Here is a 23,681-nt window from a genome sequence, read left to right on the forward strand (position 1 = left end):
CCGTTCAGTAAGCCATAATCCGGCGCCATAACGTCACCGTCGCCCCTGTCAGGCTTTCATCGATGCACCGCTCACTGGTATCCACCCTGTTCGGCCTGGCCCTGTTGGCCGGCGCGTCGCTGGCGCAGGCGGCGCCGACCGTCATTGTGTCGCCCCAGCCATTGCCGCATGACGGTCGTACCAAGGTGTTCCTTGCCGGCAGCATCGACATGGGCAAGGCCGTCGATTGGCAGAAGCAGCTGATCGATGCCCTGGCCGATACCAACGTGGTGATCCTCAACCCCCGCCGTACGGACTGGAACCCGGCGTGGAAAGCCGAGCTCAATGACGAGCACTTTGCACAGCAGGTGAACTGGGAGCTGTCCGCCCTGGACCAGGCCGACGTGGTCGTGATGTATCTCGCCCCCGGCTCACATAGCCCGGTGAGCCTGATGGAGCTGGGCCTGCACGCGCGCTCGGGCAAGGTGATCGTGCTGTGCCCAGAGGGTTATTGGCGCAAGGGCAATGTCGATGCGGTGGCGGCACGCTACCAGGTGGAACAGGCTGATTCGATGGATGACCTGCTGAGGCGCCTGCGCAAGCGATTGCAGGCTGCACCCGGACGGCGTGCGCCGGGGGCGTAAGCGTCTTCATCGCGACGCGTCTGAGTTGCCGGACGGGCCGAAGGCCTGCGCTATCAGGGCTTGATGAACTTCAGCGTCATGCGATCGGATTCGCCGATGGCCTTCATGCGGGCGTGTTCGTCCTCCGGACCGGCGAGGTCGGGCGGCAGGCGATGCACGTTGATGTCTTCCGGGTCGTTGGGGTTGGCATTGATCTCCGATACGTCGGCCAGGCGGAAGCCGGCCTTGATGGCCTGCGAGATCATGTAATCCTCGGATACGCGGTGCAGTGCACCGGCGGTGACGCGTGGGTCGCCGAAGGGCTTGGCGCGGTGTTCTTCGATGCCCAGGATGCCGCCGGGCTTGAGCACGTCGTAGGACGCCTTGAATACGGCGGCAAGCGTGTCCGGGCTGTCGATCAGCCAGTCATGCGTGTTGCGGAAAGTGAGCACCATGTCCGCCGAGCCGGGCGGGCCCAGGTTCACCTGCTCCGGTGGCGCAAACGGAATCACCCGCGTGATGTGGCCAAATACGGCCGGGTTCGCCTTGAGCTTGGCATTGAACTTGTCGGCCTTGGGCGAGGCGGCCTCGATCAGGTGGCCGTGCGCGGCAAGATAGGGCGCCAGTATCTCCGTATACCAGCCGCCGCCCGGTGACAGCTCGATCACCGTCATGCCGGGCTGGATGCCGAAGAACTGCAGTGTTTCCACCGGGTGGCGATAGACATCGCGCGCCTTGTTGGTGTCCGAGCGCCAGTTGCCGGCAACAGCCTGCTGCAAGCTCACGTCCTGTGCGGGCGGCGTGGTGTCGGCGGCGAAGCAGGCGGCCGCCAGCAGCAGGCCCGCCAAGGCCGGCAGGGGCGTGAAGGTGCGACGGAGCATGGTGCGACCCTCCTTGCAGGATGCTCCAAGCCTACGCCGATGGGGCGACGCCGGCATGTCGATCCGGGCGGGCGTCGTTCGTCGTGATGGGGAAAGGCGTCCTGCGAACGTGCAGGACCTCTCCCGGGCCAACCACGAGGGCGGCCTTCAACCACGCAGGAGCACGCACCATGCGGTTCATTCCGTATCTCAACTTCGACGGCGATTGCAGCGAGGCCTTCGACTTCTACGCCCAGGCCTTCAAGGGCACGATCACCGCCCGCATGACCGGCGGCGAGTCGCCCATGGCCGCGGACATGCCGGCGGCGATGCATGGCCGCGTCATGCACGTACAACTCGAAACCACCAACGGCATCATCATGGGCGCCGATGGTCCGCCGCAGTCCGATACGCACGGCGGCGTGGTGAACATCGACGTGGCCACGGTGACCGAGGCCGAGCGCGTATTCCAGGCGCTGGCCGAGGGTGGCCGGGTGCAGATGCCCATCGCCGAGACGTTCTGGGCCAAGCGCTTTGGCCTGCTCACCGATCGCTACGGCAAGGGCTGGATGGTCAATTGCATGAAGCAGCCTGGCGGATGAGGACGCCGGCTCCCCAAGGCCACGAAGTTGCGGCAACATCCGATGCACTTCACAGGGGAGCGGAGTATGGAAACGCAACAGGGGATCGAGGCCGGTGATCTCCAGATCGCCGGCTTCTGGCGGCGGCTGGTCGCCTTTGCCATCGACGTGTTCGTACTGGGGATGGTGGGCCTGCTGATCGGCATACCGTTGTTCGATGCGCTGGCGCGCATGGGAGGTTATGCGCTGATCATCGGCTTTGCGCTGGCACTGCTCTATTTCGGCGTGGGTAACAGCCGCCTGATGAACGGGCAGACGCTGGGCAAGATGGCCCTGGGTGTCCGTGTGGTCGACCGCGAGGGACGCTTGCTGGAGCTGCCCCGTTCACTGCTGCGCTACGCGGTGCTTGGGTTGCCGTTCTTCCTGGGCAATATTCCCGATGCGGATCCCCTGCGTGGCTTCACGCCGGTGGTGCTGTTGCAGTGCCTGGGTGTCGCCGGCGTGTTCGCGGAGACCTACCTGTACATCTTCAATCGCCGCACGCGGCAGTCGCTGCACGATCTGGTGCTGGGCACCTACGTGGTGCGCGCCGGCACGGAGCCGCAACAGGCGGCGTTCGGCACGCCGTGGAAGGGGCATTGGGTGGGCGTGGCCGTCGTGGTGGCCCTGTGCCTGCTGAGCCCGGCGGTGATGGCGAAGCTGTCCACCACCGATACCTTCCGTGGCCTGCTCAGCGTGGCCGCACAGCTGTCGGCGCAGCCGCATGCGCGGCGGGTCGGGGTGATGCAGAGCGCCAGCAGTTTCAACGGTGGTCCGTTCAAGCATTCGTTGAATGCCACGGTGTGGCTGGATGCGCCGCTGCAGGAGGACGCCGAGGTGGCCCGCGGGTTTGCAAAGGTGATCGGTCGCGGAGAGGTCGATCTTTCGCACGAGGACGCGGTATTCGTCACGCTGGTGTACGGCTACAACCTGGGCATTGCGCGCAGCACGCTTTCGCACAGTTACCGCTACGAGCCGGCCGAACTCACGGCGCAGCCGGTGGCTCCCGCCGCAACCGAGTGAATGATCAGGGCGGGACGCTGCAGGCGCGGCGTCCCGCCATGGTTCACCGTGGGTAGTCGAGCTTCGGGTACCACCGGGTGCCGCGACCTTCGGGCACGCAATCGAGGATGGTCCAGATCGGCATCAGGTCCGGCGCGCCGCGCGCATCCTGGCCGGGATCGGCGCTGGCCTGGCCCATCTCACCAGCCCAGAACAGGCGGATGTCGCCGTCGCGCCGGGTGAACACGTTGAAGGCGGGCTGCTCGTCGCCATTGGCGTCGACCGCGTGGAAGTCACGGCTGAATTCGCCGTTGACGTCCGAGTACAGCTTCAGGTGGCGCCAGCCTCGTTCCAGGCGGAACTTTACCAGCCGCTCGATCGGCGAGCGGGCGATCACCGCCAGTGCGACGCGCTGATCGATGTCGCGGGCCTCTCCGTCCCAGGCGCTCAGCAGCGAGGTGCACATCGGGCACGGCTGCTCGCGCTGGGGGCCGAACATGTAGCTGTAGGTCACCAACGTCTGCTTGTCGCCGAACAGGCCGGCCAGGTCCACCGGGCCGCGCTCGCCCATGAAGCGGTAGTCGCCGCTTGCCTTCGGCCCGGGAGGCAGCGCGCGGCGTTGTTCCGCCACGCGCTCGATATGGCGGCGCAGTTCGATTTCCTCGGCGAGCAAGGCGTCGCGGGCGCGGCGGTAGGCCTCGCTCTCGTTCAGGAACCGCACGCCGTTGCGGCGGGCGAGTTCGACGGCGGGTACGAGAGATGGGGCGTGCGGTTCGGCGTGGGGCATGGCGGACGACCTCCGTGGCGGCGCTGCGCCCCGTGCTCGGGCAGGGGGCGTGAAGAGCTTGTCTTCTTCAGCGACGAACGAGGCGGCGTGGAATCGACACCATGTCCCGAGGCGTTCAGGCGGCCAGCGGGCTCACGTAGGACAGGGTCAGCGCAGCGTTGATGGTGGTGGCCATCTTGCCGGCCAGCTCGCCGTAGCTGTTCGAGCGCAACACGCGCGAGCGCTTGGGTGCGTCGGCGAGCAGGTCGAACTGCTGGCGCGAACAGGCATCGATCAAAGCCACGTACAGGCAGGCCCGTGGCGAATCGAGGAATACGCGCATCTCCGCGCACAGGATCGCATCCAGTTCCACGCCATCGTGCGGGCGCACCAGGATCCGCAGCGAACGGTTGCCCATGCGGCGCAGCAGGCGCAGGCATTCCTCCAGTTCCACCACCAGCTCGTGGCCTTCGGGAACATGGAGCTGGTGCTCCAGAATCGGCTCCATCTGCGCCACCGCCTTGCGCACCTCGTTCTCGATGCGCCCCAGGAAACCGGTGCGCAGCTGGTGGCGCGTGTAGTGCACCGGCATGGTGGATACCTGCACGTCGCCCTTGCGCACCAGCGTGGAGTGGTTGATGCGCGTGAAGATCAGGCCGGCGTCTTCGTAGCTCTGCTTGGCGTTGACGCCGCTGATACCTTCGAAGGCGGCCCATGCGGCCTTGAGATAGCCGATGTTCGGCGCTGAATTCAGCATACGAATCCCATGTCGAAAAGCGTCCCGTGACTGGGGCATGACCGGGTTATCGGCGGCCGCCGGGCAAACTTCAGTAGCCTGCGGTAGAGGGTCATGCCCCGGACATGCACCCTTGCTGGAATGAACCGGCCGCCCCCGCGGGGTGCGGCACTCCCGACTCCACAGGAAAGGCGGCTGGCCCATGTCCCACGAGCATGCAAACCCCCTCGCGGTGATCGAGCACATTGTCGTGCTGATGCTGGAGAACCGCTCCTTCGACCACATGCTCGGCTTTCTTTATGCCGATGCCGGCAATGTCTCGCCGAGCGGCCAGGCGTTCGAGGGGCTGGCCGGCGACGAGTCCAATCCCGGCGCCTCGGACGGCACGCCGGTGACGGTGTTCCGCATCGCGCCGGGTACGGCCAGCACATATTTCCTGCCTGGCGCCGATCCGGGCGAGGGTTACGCGGCCACCAATGCCCAGCTGTTCGGCAGCACCGCGGCCCCCACCGCGCCGGTGGCCACCAACCAGGGCTTCGTGACGAACTACGCCTATACGCTGGGCTGGGAGGCTTCGGCGCACGAGTCGGTGCTGGCGGGCACCGTAGCCGCCGACATCATGGGCATGCACACGCCCGGGACGCTGCCGGTGCTGTCGGCGCTGGCGCGTGGCTTTGCGGTGTGCGACCACTGGTATGGCTCGGTGCCCACCGAAACCCTGCCGAACCGGGCGTTCACCCATGCCGCCACTTCGCAGGGGCACATGGACGACAAGACCAAGGCGTTCACCGCCCCCACCATCTTCAGCACGCTGGCCGCACATGGCGTCTCGTGGATGGTGTACGGCTACGACGCGGCGCCGCTGACCCGGGTCAGCTTCTCCGACCTCACCGGTGCGCCCGACGCCAACTTCGGCCAGTTTTCGGACTTCCAGACGGCTGCGGCCCAAGGCGCCTTGCCGGCGTACGCCTTCCTCGAGCCGAGCTGGGGCTCCAGCGGCAACAGCCAGCATCCCAACTATGACGTGGCGCTGGGCGAACAACTGATCCACGACGTGTATTACGCGCTGCGCAACGGCCCGGCCTGGGAACAGACGCTGCTCATCATCACCTACGACGAGCACGGCGGCTGCTACGACCATGTGGCGCCGCCCACCCATGCCGTGCCGCCGGATACCACCGCGGGCGAGTACGGCTTCGACTTCCGGCGCTTCGGCCCGCGCGTGCCGACGGTGCTGGTCTCGCCACGGATTCCCGCCGGCACGGTCTTCCGCGTACCCGATGGCGCGATGCCGTTGGACCACACCTCGATACTGCGCACGGTGCAGCGGCGCTGGAACCTGCCTTCGCTGACCGCGCGCGATGCCGCCGCGCCCGACGTGGGCGCCGTGCTCAGCCTGTCCACGCCGCGCGGCGACGATCCACTGCAGGGCGTGGCGGTACCGGTATCCACCGGCAGCAATCCCGCCGCGGGACGTCCATCGCACCTGCAGAAGGTGTACGCGGCACTGGTGGCGCAACTGCCGGCCCCGGACGAAGCGCAGCCGGCCGCGCTGGGTACCGAACTCGACTACGCGAACTACATCAACGCGCGGCTGGCCGCGTGGCAGGCCGCGCGGCGGCGCTGAGCTGGCCGCCCATTAGGCGCGAGCGGCCATGCCAGTGGAAGCATGACGTTTGTCCTAGACGAGCCGGGCAGGGCGCTTGCTATAACTGTCGCGTCAAGGATCCTCCGCGGCAGGGCCGTTGCGCTCGTGGGTGGGCGGCGGCGGGGAAAAGGCCAATTCCGGGCAGTGACGCCTTCAACGTTGCATGGCAAGACCTTGTTGGGGAGAGAAAACGCATGACCCGATTGACGAACCGGCCGCTGCTGGCGGCCTGCCTGCTGGCCTCGGTGGGCAGTGCGCTCGCGGCCGGCGATGACGGCCACGGCAACGACCGCATGCTCGGCTTCACGCCGGCCGGTGCTACGGCCGAGCAAAGCCTGGAGCAACGTTTCGATGCACTGCTCGATCCGGCCGAGCAGCGCGAATGGCTCAAGCGGTTGTCCGCCGAACCCAACCAGGTCGGCTCGCCGCATGACAAGGCCAACGCCGAGTTCATGCTGGCCAAGTTCCGCGAGTGGGGCTGGGACGCGCATATCGAGACCTTCAACGTGCTGTACCCCACGCCGAAGAAGGTGGCGCTGGAGCTGCAGGGCGCACATCCGTACACGGCCAGGCTGCATGAGCCGCAGGTGGCGGGTGATGCCACCTCCGGCATCGAGAAGGACGTGCTGCCGCCGTACAACGTGTATGGCGGCGACGGTGACGTCACCGCCCCGCTGGTCTACGTCAACTACGGCATGCCCGACGACTACAAGGAGCTTGAGCGCCGCGGCATCGACGTGAAGGGCAAGATCGTCATCACCCGCTACGGTGGCGGCTGGCGTGGCCTCAAACCCAAGCTCGCGCAGCAGCATGGCGCGGTGGGCTGCCTGATCTACTCCGACCCACGTGACGATGGCTACGCCGAGGGCGAAACCTATCCGCAGGGCGGCTGGCGCCCTGCCGATGGCGTGCAGCGCGGCTCGGTGGCCGACATGCAGCAGTATCCGGGTGATCCGTTGACGCCTGGCATCGGTTCGACCGATGGCGCCAAGCGGCTTGCATTGAAGGACGCCAAGACCATCCTGAAGATTCCGGTGCTGCCCATTTCCTATGCAGACGCGACGCCGTTGCTGGAGTCGCTCACCGGCGCCACGGCGCCGTCGGGCTGGCGTGGCGGCTTGCCGCTGACCTACCGGGTCGGGCCGAGCGCGGCGCCGGTGCACCTCACCGTGCAGTCGGACTGGGGCCAGAAGCCGGTGTACGACGTCATCGCCACGCTCAAGGGTTCGACCGAACCCGACCAGTGGGTGGTGCGCGGCAACCATCACGACGGCTGGGTCTACGGCGCGTGGGATCCGCTGTCCGGCAACGTGGCGCTAATGGCCGAGGCCAAGGCCATGGGCACGCTGTACAAGCAGGGCTGGCGCCCGCAGCGCACGCTGGTCTACGCGAGCTGGGATGGTGAGGAACCGGGCCTGCTCGGCTCCACCGAATGGGCGGAGACGCATGCCAAGGAGCTGCAGCAGAAAGCCGTGCTGTATCTCAACTCCGATACCAACGGGCGTGGCTTCCTCAATGCGGGCGGCAGCCATTCGCTGCAGCACCTGGTGAACGAGGTGGCGGCGGGCGTGACCGATCCGGAAACCAAGGCCAGCGTGCTCGATCGCATGCGCGCCAGCATGATGGTGGAGGGCAGCGGGAAGGACGCCAAGCCGCAGGCCAAGGAGAATGCCGAGCTGGCCGCGAAGGGCGGCGACGTGCCCATCGGTGCACTGGGCTCGGGCTCGGACTTCAGCGCATTCCTCGAGCACCTGGGTATCGCCTCGCTGGACCTGGGCTTCAGTGGCGAGGACGACAACGGCGGCGTGTACCACTCCGCCTACGATTCGTTCGACCACTACGTGCGCTTCGGCGACCCCACCTTCCAGTATGGCGTGGCGCTGTCCAAGGTGGCTGGGCACATCGTGCTGCGCACGGCCGACGCGAGCGTGGTGCCGATGCGCTTCGGCGATTTCAGCGACACGCTCGACCGCTATGTGGAGCAGTTGCACAAGCTGGTGGACAACACGCGCAAGGACACCGAGCAGCAGCACCTGCTGATCGACTCGCGCGCCTATGCCTTGGTGGTCGATCCCACGCGCCCGGTCGGTCCTCCGGCGCGTGATTCGGATGTGGGCAACATCCAGCTGGCACCACTGGATCAGGCCGCCGACGCCCTGAAGCAGAGCGCCAAGGCCTACCAGGCGGCTTACGACGCTCGTGCGGCGGCGGGCTTCAACCTGTCGCCCGCGCAGCTGCAGCAGGTGAACGAGCTGATGGGGCGGATGGAGCAGTCGCTGTCCGACCGCCAGGGCCTGCCGGGCCGCCCGTGGTTCCAGCACATGATCTACGCACCGGGCATGCTCACTGGCTACGAGGTGAAAACCGTGCCGGGCGTGCGTGAGGCGCTGGAGGCGCGTCGCTGGGACGAGGCCAACCAGTACGCCAAGGTCACCGCCAAGGTCATCGACGGCTACCGCGCGCAGCTCGACCAGCTGACCGCCCTGTTGAAGAAAACCTCGTAACGCGCACTAACCGTGCGCCGTGCCCCCTCAGGGTGGTACGGCGCACGGCAATCCGCCGTTGGCCGCCATCCCGGCACAGGCGAGGCGCCTTTTCGCGTGATCAGCCGGCTTCGAAGTTGCCCGGCGTCGTCGGCGCAGGCAACTGCAGGTACGCGATCTTGCGCGCCTTCGGCAGCTGCTTGATTTCCCACTCCGCCCGCGAGGCCTGCGAACGACCGGCATAAGCCCGTGCGCCGATCAGCCGTTGAGGCGGATGCGAGCGCGTGTAACGCGCACCCTTTCCCGCCACGTGAATCGCATAGCGTGCCTGCACGTCGGTGGTGATGCCCGCGTAATAGGAGCCGTCCCGGCATTCGATCAGGTAGAGCCACCAGGTCGTGGCGATGGCATCGGCGGTTTCGGGCATGTGACGGGCTTGACCAAGTGGCAGCGGTATCGGACCGCCGTCGCGCGGCCCAGCCGCACGGGCGGGCACACTATGCCAGCAGCCAGCGTGCCTGGCACCTGTCGTGGATGGCGGCACCCGCGCACCGGTTGCCGGATGCGCGAGGGCAGGGAGGCGATTACCATCGGGCCATGCTGTTCTCCGATCCCGTATCCGCGCCGGCCGAAACCCTGGTGGCCTCATTGCGCGACTACCCCGAGTGGCATCGCGGTCGCGAGCGCTACGGCGTGTGGATCGTGCCGGTGGTCCAGCCGGCGCTGCTGGCGTACATCGACGAGGTGCGCCGACAGTTGCAGGACCTGCTGCATCCGTGCCCCGAGCGACAGCCACACCTCACGCTGTTCGTCTGCGGGTTTGATCAGCCTGTGCGCACCTACGACGACGACTTCGTGGCGATGCAGCTGCAGCAGCAGGTCGCGCGGCTGCAAGCCGGTGCGGGGAGCGCCTGCGCCTTGCCCCTGGCGAGGCCGGACAGCTTTGCCAGTGCGGCTTTCATTCCGGTGGGCGACCCCGAGGGCCGGCTGGCCGCATGGCGTGCAACGCTGCGCGCGGCGGGCAGGGAGGTACGCCAGGCGGCCTACGTGCCGCACATCACGCTGGGGTTGTACCGGCGATGCGTGGCGGCCTCCGAGATCCGCGCGCGATTGGGTGCACTGCAGGCGCCGGATCCATGGCTGGCGGTGGAACAACTGCACTACGCCACCTACCTGGCACGCAGCCAGTTTGGCGCGCTGCACGCCCATCATCGGGTGATGCTGGATGCACAGATACGGAGCAGTGCCGTAGCGGGCCCCTGCACGGCACGGTGAAGTCCACCGTGCCGCGCATCGTTGCTCAGCCGCCTGCCGCCGAGGAGGCACTGGCCGGCGCGCTGCCCTTGCCACCCCTGCGCGGGCCCGGGCCCTTCTTCGGGCCGCCCCCGGGGTTGCGATACATGGTGTCGGCGATCTGCTTCTGGTCAGGCGACAGCACGGCATAGAGATCGCTGAAGGACGAAGCCAGCTTCTTCATGTTGTCCGCGTGCGTCTGGGTGAGGTCCGCGTAGGACTTCATCGCGTCCACCGCATTCATGGTGGACAGCTTCTGCGCGCGATCGCGGAACGCCTGGGCCGCCGCGCGCGCGTTGTCGCGCATGGTCTGCGCGAAGGCGTCCCACTGCTTGCCCTGCTGGTCGGTGATCTTCAGCTGCGCGTGCAGGTCGGCGATGCGGCGCTCCACGGCGTCGGCATGCTTCTGCCCGTGGTCCTTGGTGGAGGCCGGTGTGGAGGTCGGCAACGTTTGCGACGTGCCCTGCTGGGCCCATGCAGGCGCCGCCACCAGCGCGAACGAGATCAGCGCGGGCAGGGTCAGGCTACGTAGAGAGGTTTTCATCGTCGGTTTTTCCTTGGAAAGGAGGCGAACGGATGCTCAATAGCCGTTGTTGTCGTAATACACCACGCCCGGCGGCGGTGGCGGTGGCGGCTGGGTATAGACCACCGTGGGCGGTGGCTGTGGCGTGGTGGAGCCGACGATCGCGGCCCCCGCCGCCACGCCCAGCAGCGCACCGGCCACAACGGCGCCGGAATCGTCGTGATAGTGATCGTGGTGATAGTCGTAGTGATGCGGAGGCGGCGGAGGCGGCGGGCCATGATGGTGGTACTGCGCCATGGCTGTCGCCGGCAATGCCATCCAGGTGGCAGCGAGGCAGATCGCCGTGAGCTTGTGATGCAGCGACAGGTGCGAGTTGCGGTTCATCGAATTCCCTCCGGCTTTGCGGCGGCGGTGTTGCGCAACCCAGAGCCTATGGCCGCTTGTGTGCACGGCGACACAATGCGACATGGTGGTGCCGTCGACGCTTTGGCGACGGTTTGCTTATGTCAGCAGCGCGTGAGGAAGTTGGTACGGAACAGTGAGGAAAGGGGCCTGACGTCAACATTCCTGGGAAACCATCGTGTTCCTCGGCGCGGCCGTCATGCATGGCGCCAGGTGTCTACGTGCTGCCCGCGCAGACGATGCCGGTCCTGCGCTCTACAATGCCGGGCTCGCGTCAAGTTTGGTCGTACACGGTTCCCAGCATGCCCAGGTCATCCCACTCCCCCGGTTCACAACAACTGGATCTGCTTGGCGGCGGCCAGCCAGCACAGATCCATCGCCTGTTCTTTGCGCTGCTCCCTGACGATGCCGTGGCCCGGCAGATCGAGACCGCAGCCGCCGCTGCCGCCCTGGCGCAGCAGTTGCGAGCGCGCATGATCCGCCCTTCGCGCTACCACCTCACGCTGCATTTCCTGGGGGATCATCCGCAGCTGCGCACGGATATCGTGAATGCTGCAATCGATGCAGCCGGCAAGGTACGCGGCGGGCCGTTCGAACTGCTGCTGGACTCCGCGTCGGCCTTCCACGGTCGCGAGCCGCCTTGCGTGCTGCGATGCGAGCAGACGCCGGCTGCCCTGCAGACCCTTTGGCAGGATCTGAGGCATGCGCTCACGCTGGCAGGCGCGGGCATGCATGTGTCGCGCAGCTTCACCCCGCATGTCACCTATGCGTACAGCCGGTCGGCCTTGCCGCAGGCCGTGGCCATTGAACCCGTGTGCTGGCGGGTGGACGGATTCGCGCTGCTGCACAGCGTGGTGGGTGGCGGCGAGTACCGTATCCTCGATCGCTGGCGCCTATAGCCGACCTGAGCCGCGCCGCCGGCGGTCGGCCATCCGCTTCACTGCGTATCGAAGCTGTCCGTCGACCTGGCGATATAGGGCGCCAGCGCGGATTCGTCATCGCGCAGCGCATTGCGCAGTTGCAGGAGATGGGCCAGTGCGGGCTGGCAGCTGGCGCGCGCGCCTTGCAGGGCCCGCGAGGCAAGCACGATGGCCCGCTCCACGGCATGATCAGCGACCTTCCATCGCGCGGCAGCGGGCGTGTCGTACAGCTCGGCCAGCGCTTGTACGGCCAGTTGCAATGCGGCATGCACCGCAGGCGGAAGCTCGGCGTGCTGCATGTCGCGGCGAAGCTCGATGAGCGCGCGACCACAGTCGTGCACGGCCAGTCCCCAGGCCATGAGGCTGCGCGATTCCTCGCTGCCATGTCTGGTGTGCTGGACGATCTGGTGGAACAGGTCGCGGTTGGCGCTTTCGAACGCGTAGAGCAGGCCCTGCATGGGCGCGGTGGCTGCCTGTTGCACCTGTCGCCGCAGCTGGTGCATCTGTCGCTGCCACAGCCAGCGTGTGCCGATTACGGCGGGCATGAGCATGAAGGCCATACCGGTGACCATCAGTCCGAACAGCGAAGCCAGCGTCTCATTGAGGAAATGTTCGGGGCTGTACACCATCGGGTTCTTGAGCGCGAGGGTCAGCACGAATCCCAGTGTGTACCCCGCGCCCACGCCCGGCAGGGTGGCGTTGCGGGTGGACAGGTAGGGTCCGATCATCATCAGCGGCAGGCTGCCGAGCACGAGCATGGTGAAGCCGTCGCTGCCGGGAAGCAGGCTGAACGCGGTGACGTAGGACGCGACGGCACCCAGTGCGAAGCCGCCAAACGTGTAGGCGGTGACGGTGACAGGGGCGGCAGAGGTGGCCAGCAGCCCGCTGAACAGCGTGCCCAGCAGCATGGCGGTGGTGGCCGAGGGCCAGTCCGTGGCCAGCCAGAACACCGACAGGCCCAGCATGGCGAGGAAGGTGCGGGCCACGGCAAACAGCGGGGCGACACGATCGTTGGAGCGGCGGAACGCCACGCGCTCCACCGTGCCACGCGCGCCGTGTGTTTCGCGCAGTGCGGCCTCCAGCGAGGCGAAGTCACTCAGTTCGCTGGCGAAGCGCTTCAACAGGGTGGCGCCGCTGTCGAATTCGCGCAAAAGCCCGGGCTCCTGGCGCAAGGTCGCACGCAGCTGCACGGCAAGCGGTGGCAGCCGTTCCTGGCATGCGTCCAGGCGGGTTGCCAGTGCACGGGGCGCGAGCGGATCTACGGCCGTGAGCGCATCACTCACCGGGGCGTAAAGCTGTACGAGTGCGCGGGCTGTGCGCCCGTGGTGGTTGCGTTCCAGCCGGCCGACAAGGTGATGCAGTGATTGCAGGCTGGTCGCGGCGGCCATGTAGCGAAGGTTCAACAGCCGCATGCGACTGCTGCGCGCGCGAGTCTCGGCGTCCTCGAAGATCACCGACGAGCGCAGGTCTTCCAGCTGCACGGCGGCGCGCACGCTGCGCATATGGGCCTGTTCAAGCTGTGTACGGGGGATGCTTCCCAGCAGGCTGTCGCGCGCGAACGCCATGAAGTGTTCGTAGTGCTCGTGCTCGGTGCGCTGCAGCACTTCGCGCAGGCGTTCCGGCCAGACGATGTCGCTGACCAGTGCGGCCACCAGGATGCCCAGCATCACCTCGCTGACACGCAGCATGGCCGTGTCGAACACGCGGTACGGATCGTCGATCGCCGGCAGTGCCACCACCGCGGCGGTGTAGCCGGCGAGCACGAAACCGTAGGACATGAAGTTGCGGTAGAGCACGGCGCCGCCCGAGCACAGCCCCACCCACAACGAGAGGCTGAACAGGAACAGCTCGCGCTGCTGCGGAAAGGCCGCCATCAGCAGCAGCGCGAACAGGCTCCCCGCCAGCGTGCCGATGGCGCGGTAGAAACTCTTGGCGAGCACCATGCCGCGCTGCGGGTGCATCACGATGGCCACCGTGATCATCGCGGTGGCGGGCTGCTGCAGCTGAAACTCCATCGACAGCCACGCCGTGAGATAGAGCGCCAGCACGCACTTGAACACGAACGCCCACGCCTGGCGCTCTCCGGCGAAGAACGAGGCCATGCGCGAACGCATCCGCGTCGCCGGGCGATCCATGGGCACCGGAATCATCGTGTCCCTGCTGTTGGAAGGAAATGGAGGAGCAGGGAAGCGAGCGATGCCGCACGGTGGCCGTGCGGCATCAGTATCGCGACACCCGTGGGCAAGCGGCGTTGCGCGGGGCCTGGCTGCCTGGCCGCCGCCGGCGTGCGGCTACGGGCAGCGGCGTGGGATCAGCCCTGGACCTGGTATTCCTCGATCTGCCCGCGGGCGATGCCGATCAGCGCGAGCTTCTTCAGGCTGTTCACGCGCTGCGAAAGCGCCGACACGGGCGTCTTGGCGGGGTCGATCGGCGTGCGGGACGATGCGACCAGTCGCGTGCCATCGCAGATCGTGAGGGTCATGGACACGCGTGCCTGGGCGCCGCTCGTCGCGCTGTCCTTGGCCGGCGCGGCGCAATAGGCGTCGTCACGCGGCTTTTCGCCGTTACCCAGTTCCACGACCAGACGTGGCGCGGTCAGGCCGGAAGTGCCAACGGTCGTTGCGTTGGGAATAGCCTGGGCGATCTGTGCGTTGGTGGCATCGGGCAGGGCGCCCCGCACTTCGACAGGCAACGTGGGCATGGCCTTTTTCCAGTGGTCCACGGTGTCGTTGGAGCTGGCCCAGCGCGCATCGACGGTGGCGTGGCAGCCGGCCAGCGCGAACGTGGCGGCGACAAGGGCGAAGGCGGTCAAACGGGAATGAGCATGCATGGTGTTGTTCTCTTGGGGCAGTTGGGGCGTGGCGGGCGCCGCGCGAAAGGCGCATCAGCCCACCGGGCGGCGCAGGGCCCCGGAAGCAGGTGATGCGGTTGTGATGGGGCCTGCGATGCAGTGGCGCCTGCGCTATGCGTGGGCGCGTGGTGCGATGCGTGGCAAACGGGCGGCGTGATCAGTGCTTGGCTGGGCCGCGCCTGTTGCGGCTATCCCGTCGGGACGTCGATGCGAACGGGCGAGGGACGGGCGGCATGTCGCGCCGGTGCGGGCGCCATGCGTTCGGTGCACCGCGGGTGTCGTGCGGTGAAAGCAGAAACGGTCATTGCCTGAAGGTGCGGGGATCTGCGAGGGGCGCCAGTGTCACGGAATCGTCTTCCGCGATAAATCACTTGCGGTGACCTTCACTCGGTCCTGGCCGTCCCCAATGCGTCGTTCAGTCCGTTGGGGCGGTGTCCGGCTCCCACGGCGCACCGTCGCCCCAGTGCTCCACCACCAGGTCGATGAAGGCGCGCGTACGCGGGGTGAGGTGCCGCTTGCTCGGATAGACCAGCCGTATCGGGTCCGGCGGCGGACGGAAGGGCTGCAACACTTCCACCAGGGTGCCGGCGCGCAGGTCGTCACCCACGATGTAATTAGCCAGGTAGGCCAGGCCGAATCCGGCCAGCGCCGATTCGCGCATGGCCTCGGAGCTGTCGATGTTCATGCGTCCCGGGCCCTCGTAGAGATACGGGCCCTGTTCGGTCTGCAGTCGCCACGGGCGGGGGCGCTCGGCGTTGAGGTACACGATGGTGTCGTGCCGGGCCAAATCGTCGGGCGTCCGTGGCGTGCCACGCTGCGCGAGGTATTCGGGCGATGCGCAAACGACGAACTGCTGCCATGCCACCGTGCGCGTCAGTATCTGCGAGTCGTCCTTGGGGGCGCCGATGCGCACTGCGATGTCGAAGCCTTCCTCGATCAGGTCCACGAAACGGTCGGTGAACCACAACTCCGTGCGCAGCTCCGGCCATTGCTTAAGGTAGGCGTGGATCAGCGGCATGATGTGGCGCTGGCCGAACGAGGGTGGCGTCATCAGCTTCAGCGTGCCGGTGGGGCGGCTGCGCCGCAGCGCCATGGTGGCGTCCACGTCTTCCAGCTCTTCGAGGATCTGCCGCCAGCGCTCGTAGACCACCGCCCCTTCGTCGGTGAGGCTGAGCTTGCGCGTGGTGCGATGGAGCAGCCGCACGCCCAGTTGGCTCTCCAGTCGCGCAATGCTCTTGCCTACCGCGGAGCGCGTCAGGCCAAGTCCGCTGGCGGCAGCGGTGAAGCTGCCGGATCGCACTGCCGCGACAAACGCAGCGATGTCGCCGAATCGATAGGGTTCCATGTTCGCCGTAATCGTGGTCGTAGGTGCGCCGACAAGGCGCCGGCTTCAACCCGCTTTCAAAGGAGCAGCGCGCACGGGAGGCTCCGTTGCGCGAAGACTGCATTCTAGCGGCGACGGTGAGCGTGATGGATGAACGGCCGCTTCGCGGGGCGGTCATGGCGTACATGACGCTTCGGCAGACAAGGGGCATCCGCCTATGGCGGCGGTACGATCAGATAGGCCCCAACGGCGAGCGGCCCGGCCGAAGTCGAGCCGCTCGCGCCCTGCGTTTGGGGGGGTCAGAAGCCGTTACGCTGATAGTGAATACGATCACTGTCGTCATTCAGTGAGCGGTTGAGGTGCTGTTGCTCCTGCGCGGTCAGGTGGCCGCCATGCTCGGCCTCGTCGCGCATTTCGCGGGCAGCGATGTTGGCGTCCTGTCGCTCATCACGGAAGGCCTGTTGCGCATTGATCTGGCCGTCTGCGATGCCGGCCTCGATACGGTTCTGCTGGTTGGCCAGGCGCTGGTTCACCTGGTTGATGCGGCCATGGCCGGGGATATAGATCGGGGCGACCTGGGCCGAGGCCGTGGCACTGGCCAGTGCGGCGACCAGGGCGAAGGCCATCATGCTGTAGTGGGTGTTCTTCATGAGCGTGGCTCCTCGTCGATGTGATGGAGTGCGTGTGCGGACTCGTCGCCATCTTTGTGATGGAGGATTCGCACCGGAGAGCGGAAGCCGAAACGTGGCGGAGGGGTGGGACGCGCCGTCCAAGCCATGCGTCGGTGAGCTGACGTGCTCAGGTTCGCGCAGCTCCCATCACCGGGTTTGCCAATTCGCACGCAAGCGCTGTCGGTGTTGGCGGGAATTCAGCCTGGCTTTCCGCTGCGCCGGATAACGCACGCTTGTCGGCAAGAGCGGCGAAAGTGGTGAGTGTGGCGCGGCCGCACCAGCGATGCGGTCAATGAAGTCGCTGGTGCGGGCAGGCAACGATCATGTGGGCCCCATCGAACACTGGCTCGGTGCAAGGCGCGCGCCCTGGTCATGATGGGTGCGCCGCATGCTTCCAGTCATGCGGCCATCAGGGCAACGCACCCCATCCCTGGCCGAGGGATGGGGTGCCTGCCGTGCGTCAGCGATGCGCCAGCGCGTAGTCCAGCGCGGCGCGCACGGCAGCGACCTGGGCGTCGTTGCATTGCTGTGGCGTGGCGCGCGGGCTGTCGGGGTAAACCTCGGTGGTGGTGGCATAACGCGCGTTGGTGATGCCAGCGCACAGGCTCCATTGCTTGACGGGGAACTTGATGACGCCGGGCAACAGCAGCGGTGCCCCGATGATCTCGCCCTTCGCATCGGCCTCCGCGATGTGCGTCACCTTGGCCACGGCATCGATCACGGCCTGCTGGAACGCAGGCAGGGGATGGTGTTCGTCGTCGACCAGATAGAAGCCGTCCGGGATCTCACCGGGCACAAACGGCTTGCCATCGCGGGCAGCCAGGGCAGGGCGAAACTCCGATTCGTCCGAATCGGTGGTTTCGTGCAGGTCGATATGCACCAACGTGCTGTCGCGCAACGGCTCCAGCAGATCCACCAATGCCGCTGATTCGCCCGCTGGGCTGTCCTTGCGAAAATTGCGGTTGGGGTCGAGCGCATCGGGGTTCCAGCGATGGATGCGCTCATAGGCCCAAGGGCTGACGCAAGGCACTACCAGCAGGTTCGCGCGCCCTGCGTAGTCCAGGCCGTGATGTTGCACGAACTGAAGCGCGCCATGCACGCCGCTGGTTTCGTAGCCATGCACGCCACCCGTCACCACCAGCACCGGGAGGGCTTCGTCCCAGTCCCGATTACGGATGGCCAGCAAGGGGTAGTGCTCGTCGCCGTAGTCCAGGACGCCGTACTCGACCACGTCGAAATGGTCGCGAAGCCGCTCGATGACACTCAATACGTCCTGCGCGTAGCTGCGCTGCCGGACCTGCGTCGCGAGCCATGCCGCGCGCTCCGTCGCGCCCCAGGGTTGTCCTGGCGTACCGATGGGATAGAAAGCCTCAGTCATGATGAAGTCGTCGCCTTGAAGTCGGCGTACTCTATCACCCGCCCGCGTCCAGGCGACCGCCAGCAACGTGCCCGGGCCAGTCAGCAAGCAGCGCGACTGCCAACGCATGACTTCGCTTGCTGTGTGACGGTTTTGCGTCGAGACAGACATTGCGACAGGTGTCGGGTTGGCCGCCAGGCAGGGCACGCCTAGCGCATTCGCTGCAGGAAGCAGGTCAATGCGGTGCTGCGGCGATGTGTGGCGAGCCTTGTATCGCTCCCAGCAGTTCGGCGATGCCATGCCAGCCCAGTTGCATGCCGATGCACAAGAGTATGAATGCGAACAGGCGGTCGATCACGCGTGAGCCGGTGGCACCGAAGATGCGGCACAGGCGATTGACGTAGCGCATGCATACGTAGATGCAAAGCGTCAGTGCGATGATGCCGATGCCTGCGCCGACGATATGGGGTGGTGAGCGGGTGTCGATGGCTTCCGTGCCCAGTGCGACGGCCACGGCGATGGTGCCCGGGCCAACCGTGATCGGCAGGGTGATGGGATAGAACGCCTTGGACAAGGCCTCCCCGCAGGAGATCGAAGCGCAGGCGCTCGTCGTTGGCGCGGTCAGCAGGTGATAGGCGGTAATGGCGATGACGGTGCCGCCGGCGATGCGCAGCACGGCGACCGATATGCCAAAGAACGCCAGCACGTAGGTGCCGGCCAGTACTGCGCCGACCATGAGCGCAAGGCAATTCAACGCCACCACGCCGGCCAGCCGCGCGCGTCCGGCATCGTCGAGCTGGGAGGTCATGCCTTGCGTGATGAGCGCGGCGCCGAACGGATTGATCACTGGAAACAGTGCGGCAAAGACCAGCAACAAGGCTTCGATGGTGGTGGTGAGCATGTGCCTATCCCGAGATGGTTGTCCGGGGCGGTGGGCGGACGGGTGGCCCTGGGCGAGGGGATGTTTGCGCGCACGTCGGTCGGGTATTTCCCTAAAAGCACGGGACGTTGCCGAAACGCAGCATGCGGGTGGCGCGGGAATGGCGTGGCGGAGCCGGTTTCCGGTGGTGCACTTGCCGCGATCACTGGCGCATTCACGTGCTTTGTGGCGCCGCAGCTCGGTCTCATGGTGCGCCTGGACTCAGGTTCTGGCTGGCGAGGCCGAAACATGGGGCAGGAGCGCCGGGTGAGGATGGCGCACCATCAGACCCAGGGAGCAGGCAGGAGCGAAGTTGTGTTGATGGCTTTCATGTTTGCCATGGTCCTGCTCGGTGGCATCGCCATCGGCGCCGCCGTGGTCGATCAAAGCTGGCGTCGGAAGCTACAAGGCGACCCGGTGTTCACACCGCCGAACGCCGAGGCCGCGGCCTTCATCGGAGAGTGCCGGCAGCACCTGCGCGTCTATATCCTCTCGGCGCGCCCGAGCGGCGTGTCGCTGGATCTGCCTTTCGCGGCGGCCAATTCCGGGGACGAATCCGTGTTGCGCCACCTGGGCGACATGACCTGCGTGGTGCCCATCGTGCGGGGCATGGCCCGCCTGCCGGGAGGCAGGGAGGTGGATCTGCGGCGAGGGCGTGAGATCGAGGAGGCGCTGGCCAGTTCCTACGTGGCCATGGGCGAGGCGGCGGCCATCCTTGTGCACTACGTAACGGCGCACTTCCGCCCACAGGAGCTGGAGCATTCCGAATCCAGCATGTTTCGATCGTTGGCCGGCAAGGACCCGCAGTACCCCATGGAAGTGGAGATCGGGCGCGTTGCCCGCCTGCTTGGCGCGGACCCCAGGCGCATCGACGGGGTGGTTGCTGGCGACCGGCTCTGGGCGCAGATCGATGCATGGCGTCATCGCGAGGATGCCGCGCCGCCCGGGGCGGCGCCGGGTCCGTCCGGCGAAGATCGGCATGAATTGGCGGAAGCCGGCACGATCGCGCCGGTTTAGGCGTATACGCGGATCCGCTGCTTGTGCAGGCCTACCAGCGATGAGCCAGGCGGGCCGTGTGTGGCAGTGGCGCTTGTGCGGGGCGGACGTTCATCCCCGGACGATGCCGTTGCCTAAGGCGCCGTCGCGGTCAGGCCGTATTGCGAGGCTCGTGATTCTATGGAGGGATCGAGCGCGCGTGCCGCATCAAGATCGGCGTGGCCTGCCTCGACCTGTCCACTGCGGATTCTCGCCAGGCCAAGCCCGTAGCGTGGCCACGCGTAGCGCGGATTTTGCGCTACGGCCTGCTCGTAGGCCTTGATCGCCTCGGGATAGTGTCCCAGCCGTAATTGCACCCATCCGAGGCTGTCGAGATAAGACGGATTTTCGCCGTCGCGCCTGATCGCCTTGCGGCAATCCTTGAGGGCATCGTCCAGCATCTGGTTGCTCAGTGCGCGTGCCCTGCATCGTTCATTGAGCGCGGAACCAAGCAACCCGTCATCGCTGTGCAGGCGTATCCAGTCGTCGAGCAGGGGCAGGGCCGCGGCGGGCTGGTCGAGTTGGAGATAGAGCGCGGCGAGCGAACGTTCCCGCGTCGAGCCCGGGGGCGTCACTGCGTTCGCCGCCGCCACGTCGGACGCGGCATCCGCGCGGTCCTTTTGAGCGATGTGGAGTTCTGCGCGCATCAGCAGCGCATCGCCATTCTTCGGGTCCAGGTCCAGGGCCTTGTCCAGGTCGGCGAGCGCGGCGTCGGACTGCTTGTCCACGCCGTGCGCTTTCGCGCGGGCGACGTAGTAGGACGCCTGGTCAGGTGCCATGCGGATAGCCTCATTCAGGTCGGCCACGGCTGCCTGCGATTCGCCGCGGGATAGGTGTGCCTGGCCCAGAAGGGCGTACTCCTCCGCTGACTTGGGCGTGGCGGTGGTTCCGTCCGGCGACGCGCCGGCAGCAGACTTGTCGCCGTTCTCGCCCGTCGTTGCGAAGGTGAAGACGCGACCGCCGTTGTAGGTGAAGTAAACCTTCTTCTTGCTGTTGGCGACGAACATGTGGTGGGCCAGGATGAAATCCACGCCGAGCAACATGTCGGTTCGGTCGCCTATTTTTCCGTCGATCACCTGCATCTGGCTGTGCTGGATGGTCTCCGTGCCGACCGAGAACGCATCGACCTTTACTGTCCATGTCCTGACCGGCTTGGCGCCTATGCCGATGCTTCGGCTCCCCGTCTTGACGTCCGGCCCGGCGAGGTTGATCCCGGCACGCTCGGCGGCCTCGCGGCTCAGCAGGGTGGCCGCTGCCCCGGAGTCGAGCGCGGCGCGTACCTTCTGGCCGTTGATCGTGACCTCGAGAAAGGTGCGCCGGTCGAACGGGCTGTCTGCCGGCAGGATGTCGGCGACGTTGTAATTGCCGTCCTTCGCCCAGTAGGCCAGCGATGTCTTGTCGCAATGGTCGACCTTGAACAGGGTCACCTTGCCGTTGGCCAGGTCGAGCTCCAGATCGGCGAAATCGAGCAGGTTGGCGCCGAGCAGGCCGTTGCCTGCATCGGTGCCACCGACAATGAAGTCGACGTTCTGGAGCGTGGTGCCAAGGATGCCGAACGCCTTGACGTGCGCCTGCTCAATGTTCGCGCTGCCCCCAATGCCGCTGACGCGGTAGCCGAACGGCGCGGGCTCAAGCTTGAGTCCAAGCGCGGACGCGTTGGCGCTGGACATGATGTTGAAGAACGCGCCGGTGTCGAGGATGAAGCGTGTATCGACCCCGTTGATCTTCACCATGGTGGTGGCACGGTCGCCGATCATTTCCACGGGCAAGGTGCCGTAGTCCTTCAAATGGCAATCGTCAGCCCAGGCGTGGCCTGCAAGCAGGAGGCCGGCCCCAAGGCAGCAAACGCGCAGTGCCCGCATCAGCGTGTCCCTTCCCTTTAGTGGCTTCGGAATGTTCTTGCGGCGACGCGTGACGCAACGATCATGGCTCCCCCCGGCAGTGTGCGGTCCATGGCTGTCTGTTTGATGCCTGTTCCCGGGTACAAGCGGAGGCATCGCGCGACATGCTTCCCGCGCAGGTCCAGCCTTGTCAAAGGTCGCTGTGTCGGAGTCGGTTGGCGACTTGCAAGTCATTGATTGAATTGGATGCGACTGGCGGGGCGTCGGGTGCCGGCGCTGGCAGGGGCCCACCGGGCCTGCGCCCGCTGGGCGAAACAAGGCTTTATTGTGCATCCGCACGAGTCACGGGCGGCACGACAGGACATACTCACGGCTCCTTCAACGCCGGTGAGATGCTCCATGCTGAAAACGTTGTTTGCCGCCATGCTGCCCCTGGCGATTGCACTGCCTGTCCAGGCCACCGCCATCGATGCCAACCAGGCGCAGGCGCGTGACATTTTCAGCCACCTCATTGCCTTCAAGACCGAAGTCGGACAGGCGCAGGTACCGGTCATGGCGAACTACCTGGCCGACCAGTTCCGGGCGGCCGGTTTTCCCGATGCGGACATCCATATCATTCCCCACGGCGAGACCGCCTCCATGGTGGTGCGCTATCGCGGCAACGGTAGCGGCGGCCGGCCGATCGCGCTGATGGCGCACATGGACGTGGTGACCGCCAAGCCCGAGGACTGGCAGCGCGATCCGTTCAAGCTCATCGAGGAAAACGGCTACTTCTACGGACGTGGCACCGAGGACATCAAGAGTGGCGTCACCGTGTTGGCGGCGAATTTCATCCAGCTGAAGAAGGCCGGCTTCGTGCCGACGCGCGACCTCATCATCGTCTACACCGGTGACGAGGAGACCTCGCAGGACACCATGGAAGACCTGGTCAAGAATCATCGCGACCTGATCGATGCGGAGTTCGCGCTCAATACCGATTCCGGTGGCGGCGAACTGGCCGAGGACGGCAAGCCGCTGGTGTACGGCCTGCAGACCGCGGAAAAGGCTTTTGCCGATTTCTCGCTGACCACGCACAACCCCGGCGGCCACAGTTCGTTGCCGCGCAAGGACAACGCGATCTACGAGCTGGCCGATGCGCTGAAGAAGGTGCAGGCGTACCAGTTTCCCGTGATGTGGAACGACACCACGCTGGCCTCCTTCAAGGCACTGGGCGCCACCACGCAGGGCAAGGTGGGGCAGGCGATGCGTGATTTCGCCAAGGATCCGCATGATGCCGCAGCCGTTGCGGTGCTTGCCGACGAGCCGTCCGAAGTGGGCAAGACACGCACCACCTGCGTGGCGACCCTGTTGCAGGGCGGCCATGCCGACAACGCACTGCCGCAGTCGGCCACGGCCAACATCAACTGCCGCATCTTCCCCGGCGTGGCGGTCGATACCGTGCGCGAGACGCTGCAGGACGTAGTGGGGCCGCAGGTCGAGGTGAGCCTGGTGGGCAAGTCCGTGTCCAGCGACGCCTCGCCGCTGCGGCCGGACGTGCTGGCGGCGGTGACCAAGGCGGTGCATTCGATCCGTCCGGGCGTGGCCATCACGCCGGTGCAGGAGTCTGGTGCAAGCGACAGCATCTACTACCGCGCCGCCGGCATTCCGGCCTATGGCGTGGGTGGCCTGTTCATGAAGAACAGCGATGCCTTCGCTCATGGCCTCAACGAGCGCATCCCGGTGAAGTCGTTCTATGACGACCTGGCCTACTGGCACGTGTTGCTGATGACCCTGGCGGGGCCGTCGTCCGCCCGTTGAGCATCCTTTCGCAAGTTTTTGGCGCAAAGCC

General features: G+C 66.4%; 22 protein-coding genes. 9 read left to right on the forward strand and 13 right to left on the reverse strand.

Annotated features, from left to right (window positions below; genetic code table 11):
• The first annotated feature begins 62 nt into the window (after positions 1 to 62).
• Positions 63 to 623, forward strand: coding sequence for a nucleoside 2-deoxyribosyltransferase domain-containing protein (locus DVU99_RS06155; protein ID WP_114239321.1), 561 nt, complete (start codon positions 63 to 65; stop codon positions 621 to 623).
• Between the two features lie 53 nt (positions 624 to 676).
• Here the strand turns inward: DVU99_RS06155 and DVU99_RS06160 are convergent, their stop codons facing one another.
• The gene (locus DVU99_RS06160) at positions 677 to 1,483 is read right to left on the reverse strand and encodes a class I SAM-dependent methyltransferase (RefSeq protein ID WP_114239322.1); all 807 of its coding nucleotides are present in this window, start codon (positions 1,481 to 1,483) and stop codon (positions 677 to 679) included.
• Between the two features lie 170 nt (positions 1,484 to 1,653).
• Between DVU99_RS06160 and DVU99_RS06165 the strand changes: the two genes are divergently transcribed.
• Positions 1,654 to 2,064 (forward strand): VOC family protein, encoded by a 411-nt coding sequence (locus tag DVU99_RS06165; RefSeq protein WP_114239323.1) that lies wholly within the window; start codon positions 1,654 to 1,656, stop codon positions 2,062 to 2,064.
• A gap of 66 nt (positions 2,065 to 2,130) precedes the next feature.
• Positions 2,131 to 3,105: an RDD family protein gene (locus DVU99_RS06170; protein WP_157971363.1), complete on the forward strand. Its 975-nt coding sequence runs from the start codon at positions 2,131 to 2,133 to the stop codon at positions 3,103 to 3,105.
• Between the two features lie 43 nt (positions 3,106 to 3,148).
• Here the strand turns inward: DVU99_RS06170 and DVU99_RS06175 are convergent, their stop codons facing one another.
• On the reverse strand, positions 3,149 to 3,871 hold the full coding sequence (locus DVU99_RS06175) for a DUF899 family protein (protein ID WP_114239325.1): 723 nt from the start codon (positions 3,869 to 3,871) through the stop codon (positions 3,149 to 3,151).
• Between the two features lie 115 nt (positions 3,872 to 3,986).
• Entirely contained in the window at positions 3,987 to 4,607 is a 621-nt protein-coding gene (locus DVU99_RS06180) for a hypothetical protein (protein WP_114239326.1), read from the reverse strand.
• Positions 4,608 to 4,788: 181 nt separating this feature from the next.
• Between DVU99_RS06180 and DVU99_RS06185 the strand changes: the two genes are divergently transcribed.
• Both DVU99_RS06185 and DVU99_RS06190 read left to right on the forward strand, forming a co-directional pair.
• Positions 4,789 to 6,213: an alkaline phosphatase family protein gene (locus DVU99_RS06185; protein WP_114239327.1), complete on the forward strand. Its 1,425-nt coding sequence runs from the start codon at positions 4,789 to 4,791 to the stop codon at positions 6,211 to 6,213.
• Between the two features lie 215 nt (positions 6,214 to 6,428).
• On the forward strand, positions 6,429 to 8,738 hold the full coding sequence (locus DVU99_RS06190) for a transferrin receptor-like dimerization domain-containing protein (RefSeq protein ID WP_114239328.1): 2,310 nt from the start codon (positions 6,429 to 6,431) through the stop codon (positions 8,736 to 8,738).
• A 100-nt stretch (positions 8,739 to 8,838) separates the two neighbouring features.
• On the opposite strand, the gene DVU99_RS06195 is transcribed toward DVU99_RS06190, so the two are convergent.
• Positions 8,839 to 9,144, reverse strand: a complete 306-nt coding sequence (locus DVU99_RS06195) for a GIY-YIG nuclease family protein (RefSeq protein WP_114239329.1) — start codon at positions 9,142 to 9,144, stop codon at positions 8,839 to 8,841.
• Between the two features lie 17 nt (positions 9,145 to 9,161).
• Here DVU99_RS06195 and DVU99_RS06200 point away from each other — a divergent pair, with 17 nt between their 5' ends.
• Positions 9,162 to 9,992, forward strand: coding sequence for a 2'-5' RNA ligase family protein (locus tag DVU99_RS06200; protein WP_114239330.1), 831 nt, complete (start codon positions 9,162 to 9,164; stop codon positions 9,990 to 9,992).
• A gap of 25 nt (positions 9,993 to 10,017) precedes the next feature.
• Here DVU99_RS06200 and DVU99_RS06205 read toward each other — a convergent pair whose 3' ends face one another.
• Both DVU99_RS06205 and DVU99_RS06210 read right to left on the reverse strand, forming a co-directional pair.
• Complete coding sequence (locus DVU99_RS06205; RefSeq protein WP_114239331.1) at positions 10,018 to 10,554, reverse strand: Spy/CpxP family protein refolding chaperone; 537 nt, start codon at positions 10,552 to 10,554, stop codon at positions 10,018 to 10,020.
• 36 nt (positions 10,555 to 10,590) lie between these two features.
• Positions 10,591 to 10,917: a hypothetical protein gene (locus DVU99_RS06210; protein ID WP_114239332.1), complete on the reverse strand. Its 327-nt coding sequence runs from the start codon at positions 10,915 to 10,917 to the stop codon at positions 10,591 to 10,593.
• 320 nt (positions 10,918 to 11,237) lie between these two features.
• Between DVU99_RS06210 and thpR the strand changes: the two genes are divergently transcribed.
• Positions 11,238 to 11,834: an RNA 2',3'-cyclic phosphodiesterase gene (thpR, locus tag DVU99_RS06215; protein WP_114239333.1), complete on the forward strand. Its 597-nt coding sequence runs from the start codon at positions 11,238 to 11,240 to the stop codon at positions 11,832 to 11,834.
• 38 nt (positions 11,835 to 11,872) lie between these two features.
• On the opposite strand, the gene DVU99_RS06220 is transcribed toward thpR, so the two are convergent.
• From DVU99_RS06220 to DVU99_RS06245, 6 genes are all read right to left on the reverse strand, one after another.
• A complete protein-coding gene (locus DVU99_RS06220) occupies positions 11,873 to 14,005 on the reverse strand; it encodes an FUSC family protein (RefSeq protein WP_232823475.1) in 2,133 nt (710 codons plus the stop codon).
• Positions 14,006 to 14,166: 161 nt separating this feature from the next.
• A complete protein-coding gene (locus DVU99_RS06225; RefSeq protein ID WP_157971364.1) occupies positions 14,167 to 14,685 on the reverse strand; it encodes a hypothetical protein in 519 nt (172 codons plus the stop codon).
• Between the two features lie 436 nt (positions 14,686 to 15,121).
• Positions 15,122 to 16,051 (reverse strand): LysR family transcriptional regulator, encoded by a 930-nt coding sequence (locus DVU99_RS06230; RefSeq protein ID WP_114239335.1) that lies wholly within the window; start codon positions 16,049 to 16,051, stop codon positions 15,122 to 15,124.
• A 278-nt stretch (positions 16,052 to 16,329) separates the two neighbouring features.
• Positions 16,330 to 16,680 (reverse strand): hypothetical protein, encoded by a 351-nt coding sequence (locus DVU99_RS06235; protein WP_114239336.1) that lies wholly within the window; start codon positions 16,678 to 16,680, stop codon positions 16,330 to 16,332.
• Between the two features lie 481 nt (positions 16,681 to 17,161).
• A complete protein-coding gene (locus tag DVU99_RS06240) occupies positions 17,162 to 18,082 on the reverse strand; it encodes a M14 family metallocarboxypeptidase (protein WP_198670221.1) in 921 nt (306 codons plus the stop codon).
• 211 nt (positions 18,083 to 18,293) lie between these two features.
• Positions 18,294 to 18,959, reverse strand: coding sequence for a MarC family protein (locus DVU99_RS06245; protein WP_114239338.1), 666 nt, complete (start codon positions 18,957 to 18,959; stop codon positions 18,294 to 18,296).
• Between the two features lie 348 nt (positions 18,960 to 19,307).
• On the opposite strand from DVU99_RS06245, the gene DVU99_RS06250 reads away from it, so the two are divergent.
• Positions 19,308 to 19,994 (forward strand): hypothetical protein, encoded by a 687-nt coding sequence (locus DVU99_RS06250; RefSeq protein ID WP_157971365.1) that lies wholly within the window; start codon positions 19,308 to 19,310, stop codon positions 19,992 to 19,994.
• A gap of 113 nt (positions 19,995 to 20,107) precedes the next feature.
• Here DVU99_RS06250 and DVU99_RS06255 read toward each other — a convergent pair whose 3' ends face one another.
• Positions 20,108 to 21,874 carry an aspartyl protease family protein gene (locus DVU99_RS06255; RefSeq protein WP_114239340.1) on the reverse strand — a complete coding sequence of 589 codons (1,767 nt, stop codon included), beginning with the start codon at positions 21,872 to 21,874 and terminating at the stop codon, positions 20,108 to 20,110.
• 378 nt (positions 21,875 to 22,252) lie between these two features.
• Here DVU99_RS06255 and DVU99_RS06260 point away from each other — a divergent pair, with 378 nt between their 5' ends.
• Positions 22,253 to 23,650, forward strand: coding sequence for a M20/M25/M40 family metallo-hydrolase (locus tag DVU99_RS06260; protein WP_114239341.1), 1,398 nt, complete (start codon positions 22,253 to 22,255; stop codon positions 23,648 to 23,650).
• Positions 23,651 to 23,681: the final 31 nt, after the last annotated feature.

The organism is Dyella sp. C9 (assembly GCF_003332825.1).
Classification (GTDB): domain Bacteria; phylum Pseudomonadota; class Gammaproteobacteria; order Xanthomonadales; family Rhodanobacteraceae; genus Dyella.